The sequence below is a fragment of the Actinomadura rubrisoli genome (assembly GCF_004349215.1).
In the GTDB taxonomy this organism is placed as follows: domain Bacteria; phylum Actinomycetota; class Actinomycetes; order Streptosporangiales; family Streptosporangiaceae; genus Spirillospora; species Spirillospora rubrisoli.
Window position 1 is genome coordinate 1 of sequence record NZ_SMKU01000004.1, and the last position, 18,966, is coordinate 18,966.

The 18,966-nt window shown below is 68.3% G+C and carries 20 protein-coding genes, 3 tRNA genes and 1 pseudogene; 20 read left to right on the forward strand and 4 right to left on the reverse strand.

Annotation, left to right across the window (positions count from 1 at the left end; all coding sequences use genetic code 11):
• From E1298_RS01995 to E1298_RS02010, 4 genes and pseudogenes are all read left to right on the forward strand, one after another.
• Positions 1-225, forward strand: a pseudogene (locus tag E1298_RS01995) (CHAP domain-containing protein); the annotation flags it as partial.
• A 38-nt stretch (positions 226-263) separates the two neighbouring features.
• Positions 264-336: transfer RNA gene (locus E1298_RS02000), tRNA-Gly, on the forward strand.
• A gap of 26 nt (positions 337-362) precedes the next feature.
• A tRNA-Cys gene (locus E1298_RS02005) sits at positions 363-433 on the forward strand.
• A 14-nt stretch (positions 434-447) separates the two neighbouring features.
• Positions 448-522: transfer RNA gene (locus E1298_RS02010), tRNA-Val, on the forward strand.
• A 102-nt stretch (positions 523-624) separates the two neighbouring features.
• Here E1298_RS02010 and E1298_RS02015 read toward each other — a convergent pair.
• Positions 625-1,023, reverse strand: coding sequence for a hypothetical protein (locus tag E1298_RS02015; protein WP_131889000.1), 399 nt, complete (start codon positions 1,021-1,023; stop codon positions 625-627).
• Positions 1,024-1,620: 597 nt separating this feature from the next.
• On the opposite strand from E1298_RS02015, the gene E1298_RS02020 reads away from it, so the two are divergent.
• The 8 genes from E1298_RS02020 (at position 1,621) to E1298_RS02055 (ending at position 9,591) form a co-directional block, all read left to right on the forward strand.
• Positions 1,621-2,826: an MFS transporter gene (locus E1298_RS02020; RefSeq protein ID WP_165975250.1), complete on the forward strand. Its 1,206-nt coding sequence runs from the start codon at positions 1,621-1,623 to the stop codon at positions 2,824-2,826.
• Positions 2,827-2,955: 129 nt separating this feature from the next.
• Positions 2,956-3,636: an HAD family hydrolase gene (locus E1298_RS02025; RefSeq protein WP_165975251.1), complete on the forward strand. Its 681-nt coding sequence runs from the start codon at positions 2,956-2,958 to the stop codon at positions 3,634-3,636.
• Positions 3,633-4,352 (forward strand): NTP transferase domain-containing protein, encoded by a 720-nt coding sequence (locus E1298_RS02030; protein ID WP_131889003.1) that lies wholly within the window; start codon positions 3,633-3,635, stop codon positions 4,350-4,352. The genes E1298_RS02025 and E1298_RS02030 overlap by 4 nt, the downstream gene beginning before the upstream one ends.
• Positions 4,353-5,189, forward strand: coding sequence for a sulfotransferase family protein (locus tag E1298_RS02035; RefSeq protein WP_131889004.1), 837 nt, complete (start codon positions 4,353-4,355; stop codon positions 5,187-5,189).
• Positions 5,186-6,163 carry a Gfo/Idh/MocA family protein gene (locus E1298_RS02040; RefSeq protein ID WP_131889005.1) on the forward strand — a complete coding sequence of 326 codons (978 nt, stop codon included), beginning with the start codon at positions 5,186-5,188 and terminating at the stop codon, positions 6,161-6,163. The genes E1298_RS02035 and E1298_RS02040 overlap by 4 nt, the downstream gene beginning before the upstream one ends.
• The gene (locus tag E1298_RS02045; protein WP_131889006.1) at positions 6,163-7,065 is read left to right on the forward strand and encodes an NAD-dependent epimerase/dehydratase family protein; all 903 of its coding nucleotides are present in this window, start codon (positions 6,163-6,165) and stop codon (positions 7,063-7,065) included. Before E1298_RS02040 ends, E1298_RS02045 begins: the two co-directional genes overlap by 1 nt.
• Before the next feature lie 7 nt (positions 7,066-7,072).
• The gene (locus E1298_RS02050; protein WP_165975253.1) at positions 7,073-8,140 is read left to right on the forward strand and encodes a Gfo/Idh/MocA family protein; all 1,068 of its coding nucleotides are present in this window, start codon (positions 7,073-7,075) and stop codon (positions 8,138-8,140) included.
• Positions 8,140-9,591 (forward strand): alpha,alpha-trehalose-phosphate synthase (UDP-forming), encoded by a 1,452-nt coding sequence (locus E1298_RS02055; RefSeq protein WP_131889008.1) that lies wholly within the window; start codon positions 8,140-8,142, stop codon positions 9,589-9,591. Before E1298_RS02050 ends, E1298_RS02055 begins: the two co-directional genes overlap by 1 nt.
• Here E1298_RS02055 and E1298_RS02060 read toward each other — a convergent pair.
• Positions 9,547-10,245, reverse strand: a complete 699-nt coding sequence (locus E1298_RS02060) for a LuxR C-terminal-related transcriptional regulator (protein WP_131889009.1) — start codon at positions 10,243-10,245, stop codon at positions 9,547-9,549. The two genes, E1298_RS02055 and E1298_RS02060, sit on opposite strands and share 45 nt — an antisense overlap.
• 224 nt (positions 10,246-10,469) lie before the next feature.
• Here E1298_RS02060 and E1298_RS02065 point away from each other — a divergent pair, with 224 nt between their 5' ends.
• From E1298_RS02065 to E1298_RS02100, 8 genes are read left to right on the forward strand one after another with little or no spacing between them, the layout of a single operon-like run.
• A complete protein-coding gene (locus tag E1298_RS02065) occupies positions 10,470-11,066 on the forward strand; it encodes an NUDIX domain-containing protein (RefSeq protein ID WP_131889010.1) in 597 nt (198 codons plus the stop codon).
• Entirely contained in the window at positions 11,060-12,022 is a 963-nt protein-coding gene (locus tag E1298_RS02070) for an NAD-dependent epimerase/dehydratase family protein (RefSeq protein WP_165975255.1), read from the forward strand. Before E1298_RS02065 ends, E1298_RS02070 begins: the two co-directional genes overlap by 7 nt.
• A complete protein-coding gene (locus tag E1298_RS02075; RefSeq protein WP_131889012.1) occupies positions 12,019-13,050 on the forward strand; it encodes a GHMP family kinase ATP-binding protein in 1,032 nt (343 codons plus the stop codon). Before E1298_RS02070 ends, E1298_RS02075 begins: the two co-directional genes overlap by 4 nt.
• A complete protein-coding gene (locus tag E1298_RS02080; RefSeq protein WP_131889013.1) occupies positions 13,047-13,664 on the forward strand; it encodes an SIS domain-containing protein in 618 nt (205 codons plus the stop codon). Before E1298_RS02075 ends, E1298_RS02080 begins: the two co-directional genes overlap by 4 nt.
• On the forward strand, positions 13,661-14,275 hold the full coding sequence (locus E1298_RS02085) for a D-glycero-alpha-D-manno-heptose-1,7-bisphosphate 7-phosphatase (RefSeq protein WP_131889014.1): 615 nt from the start codon (positions 13,661-13,663) through the stop codon (positions 14,273-14,275). Before E1298_RS02080 ends, E1298_RS02085 begins: the two co-directional genes overlap by 4 nt.
• On the forward strand, positions 14,259-14,942 hold the full coding sequence (locus E1298_RS02090) for a transaldolase family protein (RefSeq protein ID WP_131889015.1): 684 nt from the start codon (positions 14,259-14,261) through the stop codon (positions 14,940-14,942). Before E1298_RS02085 ends, E1298_RS02090 begins: the two co-directional genes overlap by 17 nt.
• 13 nt (positions 14,943-14,955) lie before the next feature.
• Entirely contained in the window at positions 14,956-15,894 is a 939-nt protein-coding gene (locus tag E1298_RS02095) for an aminotransferase class IV (RefSeq protein ID WP_131889016.1), read from the forward strand.
• A 19-nt stretch (positions 15,895-15,913) separates the two neighbouring features.
• Positions 15,914-16,786, forward strand: a complete 873-nt coding sequence (locus tag E1298_RS02100) for an LLM class F420-dependent oxidoreductase (RefSeq protein ID WP_131889017.1) — start codon at positions 15,914-15,916, stop codon at positions 16,784-16,786.
• A gap of 27 nt (positions 16,787-16,813) precedes the next feature.
• Here the strand turns inward: E1298_RS02100 and E1298_RS02105 are convergent, their stop codons facing one another.
• Positions 16,814-17,608, reverse strand: coding sequence for a YggS family pyridoxal phosphate-dependent enzyme (locus E1298_RS02105; protein WP_243725344.1), 795 nt, complete (start codon positions 17,606-17,608; stop codon positions 16,814-16,816).
• Complete coding sequence (locus E1298_RS02110) at positions 17,592-18,776, reverse strand: aminotransferase class I/II-fold pyridoxal phosphate-dependent enzyme (RefSeq protein ID WP_131889019.1); 1,185 nt, start codon at positions 18,774-18,776, stop codon at positions 17,592-17,594. Before E1298_RS02110 ends, E1298_RS02105 begins: the two co-directional genes overlap by 17 nt.
• Positions 18,777-18,966: the final 190 nt, after the last annotated feature.

An 18,966-nucleotide genomic window follows, 5' to 3' on the forward strand; every position in this document is an offset into this window, starting at 1 on the left:
CTCCCCGCCGAGGTCACCGCCGCCGACCTCGACGCCGCCGACGCCGGCACCACGATGATGCCCGTCCTGTCCCTCGCCGCCGCCCACGAGGCCGAGGACCGCGAGTTCTGGGGCCGCATCGCCCACCTGGAGGAGGACAAGGAGCTCGCCTTCTGGAACTCCCTGCACGCCGAGGCCGCCGAGTCCGATCCCGTCCTGTACGCAACCACTCCGGGATTCCGCTAGAGTTATTGTGCGCGCCGAGGGGCACCTCGGACCGCCAAGCGGACGTGGCTCAGCTGGTAGAGCATCACCTTGCCAAGGTGAGGGTCGCGGGTTCGAATCCCGTCGTCCGCTCTGAGAGGCCGCGACGGCCTCGCTCTGGTGGAGTGGCCGAGAGGCGAGGCAACGGCCTGCAAAGCCGTGTACACGGGTTCAAATCCCGTCTCCACCTCGCAGTACACGCAAGGGCGATTAGCTCAGTGGGAGAGCGCTACCTTGACACGGTAGAGGCCACTGGTTCAATCCCAGTATCGCCCACCACCCACCCACCTTGAGCACATCCAGCACGGCCTTGTGGTGGTACCGCAACCCGTGAGGACCGCACCGAGCACGACCAGCAGAACTCCCTCGCCGGGGCCTAGGTCACCGCCGCAGGCCGGACGCCAGACGCGGCGCCCGAAGCCGGACCGGCGCAGCCACCTCCCCTCCCGGCTGGTGAAGCACCCTGCTCGCGGCGGTGGCCGTCCACGACCTCCTCCAGGTGCCTGCCGAGGACCAGCGGTAGATCGAACCACCGGGCAGCGGCCGCGCTCTTGGGCGGCGCCAACCACATCCGGCCCCCGACCCCGCGCAGGGATCCGATACCGGGATCGACCAACAGGCATCCGTCACCAGTACGGCAACCTTGACCAGCCGTCCGCGGGCCTCGGCGAGGGGTTCGGCGATCCGTATGGCCTTGTTGATCTCGTCGTACTCGTGCGGCTGCCGCCCGACCAGCTCCGACCAGCGGGCGCCGGTGTAGCCGTCCAGCAGCGCCGGCACGAACCCGCGGTACCCGGTTGACCCAGCCCTGGATCTCCAGGTGGTGGTTGAACGGCCAGTCCTCCCACTGCGGCAGCAGATGGGTGTCCAGGTGGGATCGGTACTTGGCCTGAGTAGTGATGGCCAGCCGGTGATGGCGCAGCCAGCATTATTGCCGAGCGGCCGTCCGCGTCGGCGGATCCAGCACCTCTCGAAGATCACCCGTTGCAGCGGTAGGAATAGGTCTCATAGGAAGCTCATAGGCGCATCTTGATCACGGTGCTCGCTGATGACGGACTTACCCGCCCTGCCGGCAAGCCATGGGTGCCCGTGGGTACGGGTGCCCAGCCTCGAATCATCTGAGCGTTGGCAACAATCCAGTGCTCTTCAGAAACCGGCTTGCCATGCGGGATCGCTGACGGCGTTGTCCGTCTGAGCCCGGTAGGAGCCATTCCGCGAGTTGTCGCTGATCCTATGAGCCGCCGATGCTGTGACCGCCATGATTTGCGCGGCAAGGTCATGGGAATTGCGTCGTGTGGGCAATTGGCATGCCCCGGGCCCACTGCAACGGTGAGCATAGAGTTTGGTCACAGGCGCAGGGGGTACGATCGGTCAACCATGTCGACCAGTCAGGTGCAGCTCTCTGAGCGTGCAATGGAACGTGCGCGTATCGCAATCGGAGGTGTCTTCTTCCTGGTTGGCCTCGCCTTTGGGACGTGGGCCGCGCGCATACCCGACTTCAAGCGGGATCTCTCGCTCAGCGACGCCCAACTGGCCGTGGCCTTCGTTTGCCTGGAGGGCGCCGCGGTCGCCGGGTTGTGGGTCGGAGGAGCGCTGGCGGTCCGCATCGGAAGCGGCCCTGCGGTCCGCTGGTCGATTCCGCTGTTCGCAATGGCCTTGGCGGTGTTGGGCTTCGTTCCGGGCCTTGGAGCCCTCGGTGCGACCGTGGCCATGTTCGCGTTGGCCAACAGTGTTATCGATGTCGCCATGAACGCGCAGGGCGTCGTCGTCGAGCGGCGGCTGGGGCGTCCTTTGATGTCCGCCTTCCACGCAATGCACCCGATCGGGGGCATTGTCGGCTCCGCGGTCGGCGCGTTGGCCGCTCACCAGTCGGTTGACCGGGCATTGCATCTCCCGATGGTCGGGGCGGTCATGCTCGTGCTCTCGTTCGTCATCGGCCCGCGGCTGCTGCCGGGGAAGGCCGACCGGACGGACGGGGAGAGGTCCGGGGACCGGACGGGGCGGGGCTGGAGCAGGCCGCTGGTCCTCTTCAGCGTGATGGCGTTCTGCATGACGTTCGCCGACGGGACCGCCAACAACTGGAGCGCGGTGTACCTGAGGGACGTCCTGCATGCCTCACCCGGGGTCGCGGGTGCCGTCGTCACGGCCTTTCTCGCCGCCATGGCCCTCGGTCGCCTGGTCGGCAACCGGCTGGTCAGACGCTATGGCGCCGTGCGGGTCTTCCGGGTCGCGGCACTGATCGGCGGGCTCGGGCTGGCGGCCGGCACGGTGACCGATCAGGTGGCCGGGGGCTTCCTTGGATTCGCGGTCTTCGGCATCGGCGCATCAGTGACCTTGCCGCTGACGCTGGCGGCGGCGGGGGGCCTGCCCGATGTTGACACGGCACGCGCCGTGGCTCGGGTCTCCATGGTCGGCTATGTGGGGTCGTTCGTCGCCCCCGCGCTGGTGGGCGGCCTGACGGAGGACGCGGGTCTCCGCGTCGCGTTGCTGCTTCCGGCGGCGCTCGTGCTCGCCACTCTTCCGCTGGCGCACTGCCTCCGTGAGGCCGATTCGGGACCCTGTGACGTGCCTGGCGCTCGATAGGGCCCCCGTGGAGTCCTGACCATAATTGCTCAACACCTGTTTAGGTGACGCTCAGCGAATGTCAGGCGACGGTTGCTCATACGAATTCGTACTGTGGCGCTTGAAGGGAGAACATCGAAAGGGGCAGGTGTGAGCAGAACCCCGGTCGGAGCTGTCCTCTTTGATTTCCACCAGACGCTCTTTCAGGTGGAGGCCGGTGAGTCCTGGATCGGTGCGGCCTGCACTGGCATCGGACGCGATACGGCCCTGCCCGAGATCGAGACCCTGCTGACCCAGGTCAATGCGGCCAGAGAATTTCCCGATGTCGTCGAGGGGCAGAAGGGCCGGGACCGGTCTCCGGAGGCGCACCGCAGCGCGACGCTTTTCTGGCTGCATGCGGGCGGCGTGGACGAGCAGCTGGCCGACGCGCTTTACGAACGACTGCTGGATCCCAGCGGCTGGCACCCTTACCGCGACACCGCCGCCACGCTTGCCGAACTCTCCAGGATCGGTGTCCCGGTCGGCGTCATCAGCAACACCGGTTGGGATCTGCGGAAAACCTTCGAACACTATGGCTTGGCCGGCCATGTCAAATCCTTCACGCTGTCGTGCGAGCACGGAATGGAGAAGCCTGATCCGGACTTCTTCCGGCTGGCCTGCGCGGAACTGTCATCTCCTCCCGAAGAGACCTTGATGGTCGGGGACAACCCGTTGAGCGACGGGGGTGCGGTCGCGGCCGGAATGATGTGTCACCTGTTTCCGCCGGCGCCGCCACATGCCTCACGCGGCCTGTGGACGATCCTGCGTCTCGTCGATCCTTGGACGGAATGATGCAGGTCGCCATCATCGCCGGTGGGGCGGCGACGCGGATGGGGCCGCTCACCCGTCAGCGCCCGAAGGCATTGCTGCCGGTCGCGGGCCGTCCCTTCCTCTCCTGGGTCCTGGACCTCCTTGAGTCCTGCGAAGCCGTCACATCCGTCCACCTCTGCCTCGGACGGCATGCGGATCAGATCGAAAGGTTCATCGCGGAGCGGCCGGCAGGCAGGCTCCCCCTCACGAGTACTGCCGAAGCCACTCCGCTGGGAACGGCCGGGTGCCTCCGCCTGGCCCTTCCCCGCTTGGACACGCGCTTCCTCGTCCTACTGGGAGACACCTATACACCTGTCGATTTCGGTGCGATCACGCATGCCCATGAGACCTCTCGGAAGCCGGCGCTGATGGCCGTCTACCGCAACGGAGACGCGCTTGAGCGCAGCAACATACGGATCCATGAGGGCCGGGTGGTCGAGTACGACAAGTCGGCCGAGGCCGGGACGTATGAGCATGTGGACTACGGCGTCGCCGTGCTGGAACGAGGCTTGGTCGATGCGCTGCCACCCGGTCGCCCCAGCGACCTGGGCGAGATCTTCCGGCCTCTGATCGCCCGTGGCGATCTCGCGGCCTTCGAGGTCGGGACCCGGTTCTTCGAGATCGGCTCGCTGTCCGGCTACCGGGAGTTCGACGAACTGGTCTCGGCAGGGCGGCTCGCGCGGCAAGGGGTGAGATGAGTGGCGGACCCGTTCGTGCTCATCGTCGGCGCGGAGCGATCGGGGACCACGGTGCTGCGGGGCATGCTCGACTGCCACTCGGAGCTGGCCGTCCTCTACGAGTCGCACGTCGTGACCGAGCTGGATGCGGCGTTCGTCCGCCGCGACGACGGGACCCTCAACGTCGACGCGTTCGCCAAGGCATTCATCGAGCACCGGTGGTTCAAGCGCTGGGAGCTCTCGGAGAACGAGGTGGTGACGGGACTGCGCGCGGCTGACCCGATCTTCTACGCCGACGCGATCCGGTCCTTGTTCGCGTTGTACGCCCGGCTGCGCGGCAAGCGCCTGTATGGAGACAAGTCTCCCTCCTACATATTCCGCATGACCCATATCGCGGAAAGGTTCCCCGAGGCTCGTTTCGTCCACCTCGTCCGAGACGGCAGGGACGCAGCGCGCTCTCTGCAACAGGCGCCGTGGGGGCCGGACGACTTCGCCGGCGCGGTCCGCTACTGGCGGGATTGGCTTGAGGCCGGTCTCAGGGCGGGCCACCGCCTGGGCCCACAGCGATACATGGAGTCGCGATATGAGCGGCTCGTCGCCGAACCGGAGGAGACGCTGAGCGAGATCTGCGAGTTCCTGGGGCTGAACTACGAGTCCCGCATGCTGGGTTTTCACCGGCGTGCGGACGAGGTTCTGCGCCACGAGCGACCGCGGTACCACGAGCACCTCGCTGAACCCCTTCGAGGGGACATTCGTGACTGGCGACGGGACCTCGACGACGGTGACCTCAGAACGTTCGAGCGACTCGCCGGAGAGGTGAACCGGAGCCTCGGCTACCAAGGAGGCGTGGGCCGGTGACCATCAGATGGGGCATCCTGGGCTGCGGTGAAGCGGCCGAGGTCAAGAGCGGGCCGGCCCTGCGGCAAGTGTCCGGCAGTCAAGTGACGGCGGTCATGCGGCGGGACACGTCGAAAGCCGAAGACTACGCGCGCCGTCACGGAGTGGGCAGATGGCACGGCGACGCCGGCGCGCTCATCGGGGACGGCGATGTGGACGCGGTCTACCTGGCCACGCCGCCTCACATGCACCTCGAATACGGTCTGGAGGTCTGCGCGGCGGGCAAGCCCCTCCTGGTCGAGCGGCCCATGGGCCGCAACGAGGAGGAGGCGGCAGCGCTCGCGGGGGCCTTCGAAGCCGCGCGCCTGCCGTTGTTCGCCGCCTACTACCGGCGGGCCCTGCCACGTTTCGCCAAGGCGAAAGAGATCATCGACGCGGGCGTCCTCGGAACCGTGACGAGCGTGCACTACCGGCTCTGCCATCCGAGGCTGCACTGGGCCCCCGACCCCGCCACGGAGTGGCGGGTGCGCCCAGAAGTGTCCGGCGGTGGGTTCTTCGTGGACTTCGGGTGCCACGTGGTCGACCTGGTGGACTTCCTGTGCGGCCCGATCGACGAGGTGTCCGGACACGTCCGCTCCGGGCCGGGCGGGCTGCCTGAGGGTGACGTCGTGATGTCCTTCCGGACGGCTTCAGGTGTCCTTGGTGCGGGAGCTTGGTGCTTCGCCACCGGCATGCGTGACGACGCTCTCGACATCGTCGGCACCCGAGGCAGGATGCGGCTCCGGATCTACTGGAACCACCGGATCGAACTGGACGGCGACTTCGGTTCCCGCCGCCTCTCCTGCCCGGATCCACCGCACGTGTACACGCCGTTCGTCGAGGAGATCGTCTCAGCGCTCGCAGACCGGCCGACCCCGGTGGGCTCCGCCGCCGCCGCGGTACGGGCGAACAGGGTGATGGACACCGTGCTCGGACGCAAGGCGGAGGTGCGGTGATGGAACGTGTGCTGGTCACCGGAGCAGCGACCCTGGTGGGTCGCCGTCTTGTGGAGTATCTACGGAGGCGGGCCTTCTGGGTCCGCGCCGTCGACCACCGGGAATATGCCGGGCCCGCCAACGAGACCGTCCGGCTGGAGCCGACCGATTTCGAGGGCGCCCGGGAGATAACCGCCGGGGTCGGGCACGTGTACGCGCTGGACGGTCCGATGGCTCGTGAGAGACCGCCGGACGGCCGGGCACACGAGCAGGGCTCCGCCGGAGGGCCCGAACTCGAGATCGAATGGACGGAGAACCTGGCCGCGGCGGCGGCGAAGGCCGGCGTTCACCGCTACCTGTATGCGGCGCCGGGTTGCGTCCACCATGAGCCTGGCCCCGATCACCCGTGCTGCGCGGCCCAGCGGGAGTCCACCCGGCTACTTCAAGATCTTGAAAGGCGCACGGGAATGGAGTCACGGGTCGCGTTGCCGGCGAATGTCTACGGTCGTTGGAAGGCAGCCGGCGAAGCCGCAGCCTCGCCGGTGCACGAACTGGCCCTCATGGCGGCCGGGGTACCGGCGTCCCCGAACGGGGTCTTCGACGTGGGGACCGACGCCGCGACCGCCTTCTGCGCGCTGGAGGACTGCGTCGACGGGCTGTACCTGCTGATGCGGTCCAACCATCGGGCCCCGCTGTTGATCGCGTCCACCGAACGCGCCTCTCTCGGCGAGGTGACCGCGATCCTCGCCCGCATGTCCGAGCGGCCGCTGCCGATCACGGAGTCGGAGCGTGGCCGGGTCTTCCCTGCCCCCGCCCCCGACGACGAGATCCGGACTCGGCTCGGCTGGCTGCCGCCCACGCCCCTGGCGGCCGGTCTGGCGGACCTTTACGCGCATGCGCTGGAGGCGGGATCCCATGGTTGACGAGCCCATGGTTGACAAGCCGGTGGTGAGATTGGGAGTGGTGGGTTTCGGCCGCCACTTCCGCCGGTACCTGTTGCCCAACGTGATCGCCGAGCCACGGCTGTCGATCCGCAAGATCGCTGAGCTCGATCCCGGACTCCGCGCCGAGGCGGGATGCCGATTCCCCGGTGTCCGGCTCGTGGAGCGGGCAGAGCAGGTCTTCGGCGACCCCGAGGTGGACGCGGTGCTCATCAGTACGACTCCCGCGACGCACGTGCCGCTCGCGGAGGCGGCCGTCCGTTCGGGCAAACACGTCTTCGTGGAGAAGCCGCTCGGGACGTCGGCAGCACCGGTGCGGAGGCTCGCCGAGGTCGGCGCCGAGCACGGGTGCGCGGTCATGAGCGGCCTCATGTGGCGCCGGGCCCCGGTCACTCAGGTCGTCCGGGAATGGCTGGCCGGGCGGGGAGCCCATACCCGGCTGCTGAACATGACCGTCACGCTGCCCTTCATCGACCTCAAACCATCCTGGCGTGGCGACTGGGGCCTGTCGCTCCGGGAGAACGCCTACTACGACGGCTTCATTCACCCCATCGATTGGGCGTCCTCCATGCTGGGCCCGATCGGCGAGGCGCATGCGCGGGAACTCGACACCGGCGACGGCCGGCTGGCGGTGCACCTGTGGATCGAGGGCGCCGCTCGTGATCGGGCCGGCGCGGTCACGCTGGTGACGGGGTCGGACGCCTACGATGTGACGGCGTTGGGGCATGCCTCCGATGGGTCGTTGTGGCAGATGGACACCATGCAGCGAGTCACCGTCACCGCCCAGCCCACGTGGACCGGCACCCCCGGAGGCATCCGAGATCGGACGACCCGTTGCTGGGAGCCAGGCCAGCTCTACCGGGGCTGGGGACGGTACGGGTACGCGGAGGAGTTCGCGGCCTTCGCCGAGTCCGTCACTTCGGACGCCCCGACGGAAGGAACCGACCTCGACGACGTCGCCCGTACCTACGACGTCATCGAGGCGGTGATGCGGTCGGTGGCCGAGCGCACGACCGTCCAGGTGCCGGAACCAGTCCCCCGACGGCTGCCCGGCTGATGGGAGCCTCCCTGGTCGTCGCGTCTAATCGCGGGCCGGTCCAGTTCACCGGTGACAGCGACGAGACGGCGGTGCCGCGCCGCGGTGGAGGCGGCCTGGTCACCGCCATCGGCCCCGCGCTCGCCGATGGCGGCGGTGTCTGGATCGCCGCGTCGATGTCGGACGCGGACCGGAGGGTTGCCGCGTCCCGGCCCATGCTGACGGTGGTGCTCCCCGAAGGGCGTATCCGTCTCCGGCTGCTTTCCCCAGCTCAAGAGGTCTACGACGCCTTCTACAACGAAATCGGCAACCGTGTGCTCTGGCCGCTGAACCACTGCCTGTTCGACCTTGCGCGTGGTCCGGCCTTCGACGGTGCCTTCCGGGCGGCCTGGAAGCACTTCCGGACGGTCAACGAGGGTTATGCCGCAGCGTGCGCGGATGCGGCCGCGACGAATGCGGAGGTCTTCGTCCATGACTACCACCTGGCCCTGGCGCCGAGTGCGCTGCGACGCTCCCGGCCGGATCTGAAGATCGCGCACTACACCCACTGTCCCTGGCCTGATCCGCACTACTTCGCGGTGCTGCCGACCGGCCGCGAGCTCATCGAGGGCATGCTGGGCGCGGATCTGCTGGGCTTCGAGGTTCCGAGGTGGGCGGCCAACTTCCTGCGCTGCTGCGCGGCCCTCGGCCACCAGGTCGACTCCGCGGCGGTGCTGGCTCCGGACGGTCGACGCGTCCAGGTCCGCTCGTATCCGCTCGGGGTGGACGCCACCCAGCTGCGTCGGGCCGCCGCCGCGCCCGCCGTGGCCGCCGGCCGACGTCGTCTTTCCTCGATGTCAGGCGACGCCGTGGTCGTGGTGCGCGTCGACAGGCTCGAACCTAGTAAGAACATCCTTCGCGGTCTCCGCGCCTTCCAGGAGTTGCTGACGCGCAGGCCCGAGCTGCGCGGAAGGATCGTCCACTGGGTGCTGGCCTACGAGTCGCGGCAGCAGGTCCCCGAATACCAGCGCTATGCCGGGGACTTGCACAGCGCCGTCGCCGAGATCAACGCGCGTTTCGGTGATTCTCGGTGGACACCGGTCCGGCTGGCCACTGACGACGACTACCCGCGTTCGCTCGCAGCTCTGTCCCTGGCTGACATGATCGTCGTCAACCCGCTCTGGGACGGCCAGAACATGGTGGCCAAGGAAGGTCCCGTCATCAACGAGAAGGACGCTCCCCTCCTGTTGTCCCGCAACGCAGGAGCGGCTGACGACCTGGCCGCCGGCGCGCTGATGGTGAATCCGTTCGACACCGCCGAGCTGGCCGACGCGATGGCGGCCGCCTTGGACATGACGGCGGAGGAGCGCGCGGAACGCGCCGCGCTCGTACGGGAGGCGGCCGTGCGGGCGCCACCGCGCGAGTGGTTCGGGCAGCAGCGCCGCGACCTAGCGGAGGCCGCAGGACTCCAGGCCTCGACCGTTCACCGATGAGAGCAGCCCGGCCTGGTAGACGAAGGCGACGGCCTGGGCCCGGTCCTCCACTCCGAGCTTGGTCAGCACATGGTGGACGTGCGAGCGCACGGTGGCGTTCGAAAGGTTCAGGTCGCGCGCGATCCTCCGGTTCGACTCGCCGCGTGCCACCCGGTCGAGGACCTCGCGCTCTCGTGGCGTGAGCCGGTCGACGAGCCGCTGGCCGTTCTCCATGTTGTTCGGCAGGTGCGCGATGACCTTGTCGAGCAGGCGGCGCGCGACGGCGGGAGCGAGCACGGCTCCCCCATCGGCCACCGCGCGGACCCCTGCGTAGAGTTCCTCCAGGCTGCCGCTCTTGAGCAGGAAGCCGCACGCGCCGGCGCGCAGTGCCGGGAACACGCAGCGGTCCTCCAGCAGCATGGTCAGGACGAGGACGGGGACGGGCCGCCCCTCGTCCGGCCGCGCCAGGCGCCGCACCACGTCCAGCCCGCGTTCCAGCGGCAGATCGATGTCGGTGACGACGACGTCGGGCCGCGTCCGTCTCGCGGAGGAGACGACCTCCCGCCCGCTGACCTCCGCCAAGACCTGAATGCCGGGGTCCCGCTCAAGCATCGCGCGCACGCCGGACCGGAACAGAGGCTGGTGATCGCAAATCAGAACCCGGATTTGATCCATGCTTCTCCTTGCCGGTCGACGAGGCGGGGCGCGATGACAGGCCGACTACCCGCACCGGAGGACCCGAAACAGACGTTGAGGTCCGCTGTCGACATCCGGCCGTTTCGCCGAGTTATTGCTGCACACCGGTGCAGGGATTCAGTCAACGATGGTTAGGAGACCCCGCCGGATGATCGGGCTACGGTTCTCGCATCGGAATCGAGAATCCTGCCGGGAGCTGTCAGGTGAGCGGACAACAGCGGCCGAAGACGGCACTTTCGTCACGGACGGTCCACCACACGCCATGGATGCGGGTCCGAGAAGACAGGATTGTTGAACCGGACGGCCACGTTTCGCTATTTGGCGTGGTTGAGAGGGCACCCTTCGTGGTCGTTCTTTGTGCCGTCAGGGCGGATTCGATAATCCTGCTCCGGCAGTTCCGCTATGCCGCGGGCCGGTGGCTGTGGGAGTTGCCGCAGGGCGGGGTCGAGGACGGCGAGGACCTCGCGCGGGCCGCGGCGCGCGAGCTTCGTGAGGAGACGGGCTGGCGGGCCGACCGGGTGACGGTGCTGCTGAACGGCTTGTACGAGGCCGGCGACTGGGCAACGCAGACGTTCGGAGTCGCACTGGTCGATCCCGGTGGCCGTGAAACTCTCGGACCCTGCCCCGGGGAATACGTCTCGGATGTCAGGGCCGTCCCCGCACGGGAGCTCAATCGGATGATTCTTGCGGGCGAGATCGTCGACCCGCCCACAATATGCGCCCTACACGTCTGGGAACACTATCGAATACAAAGCAAAGCAGAGGTAAAACTCCAAGGAAGTGGGCTCCCAGGATGCTGATGATGATCACCGGCGCGGCCGGATTCATTGGGAGTCACGCCGTTGCCCGCCTCGTTCGCGACGGGCATCATGTCATCGCGGTAGATCAGCTTGCCCTCGATGACGCACTGGACGTTACGGATGCACTTAACGGCGCCAAGGTCACTTATCGTCAGATCGACATAGGTGATGAGGGGCGACTGAGAGAAACCATTGAAGGGGTCGATGTCGTTTGGCATTTCGCGGCCAGTGCCGACATACCGGGCGGTGCCCGCCGGACCGGATTGGACCTCGCCTCGTCGGTCATGGGCACCCGTGCGGTGCTGGAGGCCATGCGGGGCGCCGGGACGCCCGAGATCGTCTTCCCGTCGACCAGCGCCGTGTACGGCGCCGAACCGCCGCGTCCCGTGCCCGAGACCCACGGCCCCACCCTGCCGACCTCTCTCTACGGAGCCGGGAAGGCCGGCGCGGAGGCCCTCATCAGTGCCTACTGCCACCTCTTCGGCCTGCGCGCCTGGATCTTCCGGCTGGGCAATGTCGTCGGCGGCGGCATGCCCCGCGGTGTGATCCGGGACTTCATCCTCAAGCTGAGCGCCGACCCTGAGCGGCTCGCCGTCCTCGGCACGGGAACGCAGCGCAAGAGCTATGTGCTCGTCGACGACGTGCTGGACGGCATGGCGACGCTGCGGGACGCACACGACCTGACCGGCAAGGCACCCTGCGACGTCGTCAACATCGCAGCCGACGGAAGTCTCGACGTCCTGACCGTCGCGTCGATCGTGGCCGGGGAGATGGGACTGGCCCCCGTGGTGAGCACGGCGGGCGACGGCCTGTCGTGGCCCGGAGACCAGCCGGTCGTGGAACTCGACGTCGCCAAGGCCGCAGGACTCGGCTGGCAGGCCGCGCACAGTCCCGCGAGGGCCGTGGCCCTCGCCGCGCGCCGGCTGGTCCCGGCCTTGCTCGGAGCCGACCGGTGATCGTCACGAGGACCCCGTTGCGGATCTCGCTCGGCGGTGGCGGCACCGACCTGCCGAACTTCGCCGGGCGCTTCGGGGGCGAGCTCGTCAGCGCGGCGATCGACGCGTGGGTCTATGTCACGGTCCGGCAAGGACGGCTCGACGGCCGGACGCGCTTCAGCTACGAGTCGACGCAGACGGTCGCCGGCCCGGAGTCGCTCCAGGAGCCGCTCGTCCGGCACTGCCTCCGCCGGCGGGGGCTGGGGCGCGAGTGTGAGATCGTCTCGCTGGGCGGCGTCCCGGCCGGAACGGGCCTGGGAAGTTCCGGGGCCTTCACCGTCGGATTGCTGCATGCCCTCGACGCGTTGCGCGGCCAGCGGACCGATCCCTCGGTGCTCGCTGAAGAAGCATGGGAGGTCGAGCACGGCTGCCTGGGGCGTCCGGTAGGGAAGCACGATCACTACATCACCGCCCTCGGCGGCATCCGCGTCCTCCGCATCGGCACCGAAGGCCATGTGGAGACCGCGGCTCTCCGACTGCCTGACGGAGGCATCGAACGCCTGCGAGAGAACCTGCTGCTGTTCTTCACGGGCCAGACCCGTGACAGCCAGGCCCTGCTCGCGAAGCAGGACACGGCACCGGGGCCGGACACCGCGTCGGGGCAGGCCGCCGACAGAACCCACTACCTGCACCGGGTCAAGGAGATCGGCGCCGAGATATCCGAGGCGCTCCATCGGGTCGACATCGAAGGCTTCGGCGCTCTGCTGCACGAGCACTGGCTGGCCAAGCGGGCATCGACGGGAGGAGTCAGCAACCCTCACCTTGACCGCGTCTACCACGTCGCCCGCGAAAGCGGCGCCCTCGGCGGGAAGGTGCTCGGAGCGGGCGGGGGCGGCTTCTTCCTCTTCTGCGTTCCCGAGCCGTTCCGGGACAAGGTCAGCGCCGCCGTTCAAGCCCTGGGGCCGCGCCCGTTCCCGTTCAGGTTCGCGCCCGACGGCACCACCGTGCTGCTGCGCGACCCAAGCCCACAGAGAGGAGACCGACCGTGACCGACGAGTACAGCCGGCACTATCTCAGCGAGGTCGCCCGGATCGCCGAGAAGATCGACCTCGTCCAGGTGACCGCCCTCGTCGAGCACCTGCGGGCCACGCGGGACAGGAACGGCAGGGTCTTCGTCGCGGGCGTCGGCGGTGGGGCCGGGAACGCGTCGCACGCGGCCGCCGATCTGCGCGGCCTCGCGGACATCGAGGCCTACGCGCTCACCGACAACGTCAGCGGCCTGACCGCGCTCATCAACGACCGCGGCTGGGACAGTTCGCTGAGCACCTGGCTGGACCACAGCCGGCTCGCCGCCCGGGACGCCGTGCTCGTGTTCTCGGTCGGGGGCGGCTCCCTCGATCCGCCGGTCAGCGTCAACGTGGTCCGGGCGCTGGAGTTCGCGCGTGCTCGCGGCGCCACGGTGCTGGGGGTGGTGGGCCGCGACGGAGGCACGACCGCGCGGCTCGCCGACGCCTGCGTGATCGTGCCCGTCGTCAACAGCGAGACGGTCACTCCCCACACCGAGGCATTCCAGGCCGTTCTGTGGCACTTGGCGGTCACCCATCCGCAGCTGAGCCGGACGCGGGGCCGTTGGGAATCGCTGTCGGCGGCCATGGTCCCATGACCCGCAGACCGGCTGTCTTCCTGGATCGCGACGGAGTCATCAACGACCTCTCCTACGACCCCGACCACGGAACGGTGGATTCGCCGCTGTCACCAGAGCGCTTCAAACTGTCCGACACGGCGCCGGAAGCACTGCGGCTCTTGGGCAAGGCCGGATACGCGCTGGTCGTCGTCTCCAATCAGCCGGCCGTGGCGAAGGGCAAGATGACGCTGCCGGCCTTGGATGCGATCACCACCCGCATGCGCCGCGAACTCGCGCTGCACGACGTCCTCCTCGACGCCGTCTACTACTGCCTGCACCACCCCCGCGCCCTCCTCCCGCACCTCCGCGTCGCCTGCCGCTGCCGGAAGCCCGAGCCGGGGCTGCTGCTGAAATCGGCGGACGACCTCCGGCTGGGCCTGTCCGCGTCATGGATGGTCGGTGACGGGCTGACCGATCTCCAAGCGGGCCGGCGGGCGGGCTGCCGCAACGTGTGGATCGGCAACTGGAAATGCGAGCACTGTCAGATCTCCGGGGACACCGGCGCGTGGCCCGACCTCCGCGCGGCAACGCTCCTCGACGCCGCGCGCCTCATCACCACGGAAAGGACGTTCGATGCAGATCTTCATTGACACTGCCGACGAACTCGAGGTCCGCCATTGGAGCCGGTACGGGGTGGTCGACGGCGTCACCACCAATCCCAGTCTCCTGCTGGCGCAACGCTGGACCAGGCTCCAGAACGGAGTGGTGAGGCTGGCGAACGCCATCCACCCCCGTCCGCTCAGCGTCGAGGTCTTCGCGGACGAGGACCACGAGATGCTCGCGCAGGCCCGCACGTTCGCCGGGTGGGCCGACAACATCGTGATCAAAGTTCCGGTCATCGACGGGGACGGGCGTCCGCTCCTGGAGGTGGTGCACCGGCTCGAATCGGAGGGCGTTCGCGTCAACTGCACGGCGTGCATGTCGTTCGGCCAGGCCGCGCTGGCGGCCAAGGCGGGGGCGACCTACGTCAGCCTGCTGGCGGGCCGCATCGATGACGAGGGCAACGACGGCTCCGGCGTGGTCGGGCAGACCTGCTCGTGGTTGCGGGACTGGGGGATGCCGAGCCGGGTCATCGCCGGGAGCATCCGCGCGCCGCGCGACGTTCAGCGCCTGGCCGCCGCGGGCGTGCATGTCATCACTGTGCCGCCGCCCATCCTGACCAAGCTGGTCGACCACCGGTATTCGAGGGCGACCTCGGCCCAGTTCACGCGGGACGGGCAGCAGGCCTTCGGCCAGGTGCTCATCGACGTCGGCTGATCGGAGGCAGAGCATGTCGAACAAGGCGATCACCCCGGAGTACATCTGGTCCGACGGAGCGGTGGTGCGGTGGGAGGACGCCCGGATCCACGTCTGGACGGACGCCCTCTGCGGCATCAACGTCTTCGAAGGGCTCCGCGGCTACTGGCGTCCCTCCGACGAGCGGCACCACGTCCTGCACCTGGACCGGCATCTGCACCGGCTGCTCGGCTCGCTCAAGGCGGCCAGGATCCCCTGCCCGTACGCCGCCGACGACTTCGCCAAGGGCATCGGCGAACTGCTGGCGGCCCTCGGCTACCGAGAGCACGTCTACCTGCGCCCGACGGTTCTGCTGGAGAAGGGGAAGTACTCCACCGACCCCGGGGAGGTCCGGACGAGGGCGTTCATTCCGATCTTCCCTGTGCCCGCCACGAGCGCCCGAGCCGGCGTGCACTGCACGGTCAGTTCCTGGCGACGGCCGTCCGACCTGGCCATGCCGCCCCGGATCAAGGCCGGCGCCAACTACTACAACCTGCGGCTCGCCCGGCTGGAGGCCGCCGACCGCGGGGCGGACGAGCCCATCCTCCTCGGCGAGGACGGCAAGGTGGCCGAGACCGGCGGCGCCTCGGTGTTCCTGGTGCGCGATGGCCGGATCATCACGCCGCCGGTGACCGCCTCGATCTTGGAGAGCATCACCCGTGACACCGTGCTCACCCTCGCCCGCGCCGATCTCGGCTACGAGACGCTGGAGCGGCCGGTCGACCGCACCGAACTGTACGCCGCCGACGAGGTCTTCCTCACCGGGACCTTGTGCGAGATCGCACCGGTCCTGTCCGTAGACGGCATCCCGGTCCGCGGGCGGGCCGGCCCCGTCACCGCCGCCCTGCAAGAGACCTATCAGAAGATCTGTGCGGGCGACGGCGGTCACCAGGACTGGCTGACGCCCGGGCCCACCGGCCCGGTGACGGCGTGATCCCCGAGGTGGACCGATCATGAAGCTGGGCCTTGACATCTCGGAATTCGCCTGGCCCGGCGGGAGCGAAAGGCTGAGGGCGGACCTGGCCACCGTCGCCCGTACGGCTGAGGACGCGGGCTTCGACCGGATCAGCGTCATGGATCACCTCTGGCAGGTCGACCACATCGGCGCGCGCGATGACAGCATGCTCGAGGCGTACACGACTCTGGGCTTCCTGGCCGGCCGGACCTCGCGGGTGCGGCTGCTGGCGCTGGTCACCGGAGTGGTCTACCGCGAGCCGGGACTCCTCGCCAAGATCGTGAGCACCTTGGACGTCTTGTCCGCCGGCCGGGCCATGCTCGGCGTCGGCGCCGCATGGTTCGAGGAGGAGGCGCGCGGGCTGGGACTGCCGTTCCCACCCGTCGCCGAACGCTTCGAGCGGCTCGAGGAGACGTTGCAGATCTGCCGGAGGATGTGGAGCGATGATGCCGCCGCGTTCGAAGGCGCGCACTACCGGCTGGAACGCACGCTCAATGTGCCGCAGCCGTTGACCGAACCCCACCCGCCCATACTGATCGGCGGAGAAGGCGAGAAGAGGACACTGCGGCTGGTGGCGAAATATGGCCAGTCCTGCAATCTGCAGCCGGGTCCCGAGCTCGACCGCAAGCTGCGAGTGCTGCGCGAGCACTGTGCCCGCGAAGGCACAGACTATGACGCGATCGAGAAGACCGTGCTCTTCAATTTCGACGTGGGCCACAGGAAGCGGAACGTGGGCGCGATCATCGATGCGCTCGGGGGACTCGCCGATCGGGGCATCGGCGTCGCGCACGGCCGGGTCGTCGGCGTCGCAGGGCTCACACCGCTGGAGACGCTCGGTGACGAGGTGATCCCCGCGGTCGCCGAGCTGTGACGTCCTCAGCGCCGGGTCGCGACGTCCTCACCGGCCGGATCGGTGCGAGCCTTCGGATCGGTGCGGTCGAGGTCCGAAGATCGCTGTGCCCACACGGACCAGGGTCGCCCCCTCCTCCACGGCGACCTCGAAGTCGTCGGACATTCCCATGGACAGCTCCCGGGAGCCCGGGCCGAGGACCCGCGCGAGTTCAGCGGTACGTGCAAAAGCCGCACGGGATTCCTCCGGCCGTCCCCCGAGAGCGGGCATGACCATGAGCCCCCGGATCCGCAGGCCCTCGATCTCCTGGCAGGCGGCGTGGAAACCGGGGAGATCACCGGCCGGGACGCCATGGGCCGCGGAACGGTCGGTCACCTCGACCTGGATCAGCGCTTCGGCGGTCGTCCCCGCCTGCGATGCCCGCCGTCCGAGTGCCCGCGCCAGGGCAAGGCCGTCGAGCGAATGGAGCAGGGCGCCGCGGGAAACCGCGATCTTCACTTTGTTGCGTTGCAGGCGGCCGATCAGATGCCAGCGCACCCCCGGGATGGACGGGGCCTTGCCATCGAGTTCCTGCGGATAGTTCTCACCGACATCGTGCAGGCCGGCTCTGGCAGCGGCCAGAATCGCAGAAACCGGCTGGAACTTGGCCGCGGCGACGACCGTGACGTCACCCGGGTCGCGGTTCCCGCGGGCGGCCGCCGCAGAAATGCGCTCGCGTACCCGCTCGACCCGTTCACTGATCTCCGTGTCGCCGCCACGCTCCCATCGTTGACGGTCTGGCCTGTCGAGGTTCCCTGCACTGTTCCTCGCCGAGGCTCCGGCCGCCCTATTTGGCGACGGCATGTGGCCCACCTTCGCTCCTCGGAGATCCTTGTCGGAGTCCCCAATCCTTCAGGTGCGTGAAGCCGCGCTCGCTGAGCAGGTTGACGCGAACGTGGCCTTTCGTGCCACGCATGCCGAAGCATTCGGGCCCCATGCCGTGCAGGGTGTCTGGAGGCGCGGCTGGACGACCGAACACGAAGTAGCCGCCTTCCGGGGCAATCCATTCCTCGAATGCCTGCGATTCGATCAGCTCATGATAGCGATTCCTCGCGTATTCGGTCAGCGGACCGTTGCCCGCGCCCTCCCGGAGGGTCTTCAGCGCACGGTGCGCGAAGGTTCGGTCCGCGATGCCGGCCGCCCCGTGCAATATGCTGTGGAGTTCGATCATTTCGCTCGAATCCCGCTCGGGGACGATGAGATAGGCGAACCTGAACCCGTGCAGTGCGAGGGCCTTGGTCGGGCAGACCAGCCGGTACGTGAGTCCTGGATCCAGATCGGAACTGAACTCGCGCCGCTCCGCACCCCAGTTCAGATACTGGAATGTCCCGTCCACGAAGACCAGCGAGCCGGTTCGCTGCTGCCAGCGTGCCACTTCGTCGATGGTCTCGCGCCGTACACGGCGCCCGGCGAACCACACTGGATCCGTCAGCCACAGTACGCAGCGGGTGTTCGGAAGCCGCAGCCCCGGATCATCGGCGAAGTCGACGTCGTCGGCGACCTGTCGCACCGCGAATCCCATGTTGCGAATCAGGTGGACCGCGCTGTTGTAGACGGGAGGAAAATAGCACAGCCGGCGGAGACCGAGTTGCTGGGCCCGAAACAGCAGGGTGGTCAGGAAACTTGCCGATCCAGTGCCCGGGATGAAGCATCTGCTGCTCCGGAGCGGCTCGCCATAGCGCTCGGCATGCAGCCGTGCGATGCTTTCCTGGAGGGTGGTGTCCTCCTCCAGATGAGAGTACCTGCTCAGCCCGCCGAGCGACTCGATCGTCTGCGTCAGGAAGGACCCGAGGAAAATACCGGTGAACGGATGTGCACCGTTCCAATCGGAGACGAAAACGGCACTATCCGGGTTGGTCAGCCGCCCGTCCAGCACGTTGGGGTGGGCACCGTCCACACGAATGCGGTGGTCGAGTACGTCCTGTGCCTCTGCCTGCGCCAGAAGCCGATGCATGTCATTGAAAGCCGCCACCTAAGGCCCTCCTCGATCACCATCTCCAGCACCGATCCACCACGTCCTCGCGGCCGAGGAGGCGCCTTCCAGTCCAATGCTGCCTGGATTGATTCCGCGCACGGCATCTCAGCAACAGGAACAACGTAAGAAGGGGAAATGGAATTCGTCCCCCGCCACGCACTGACGCTGATCTACACATGTGTTGATG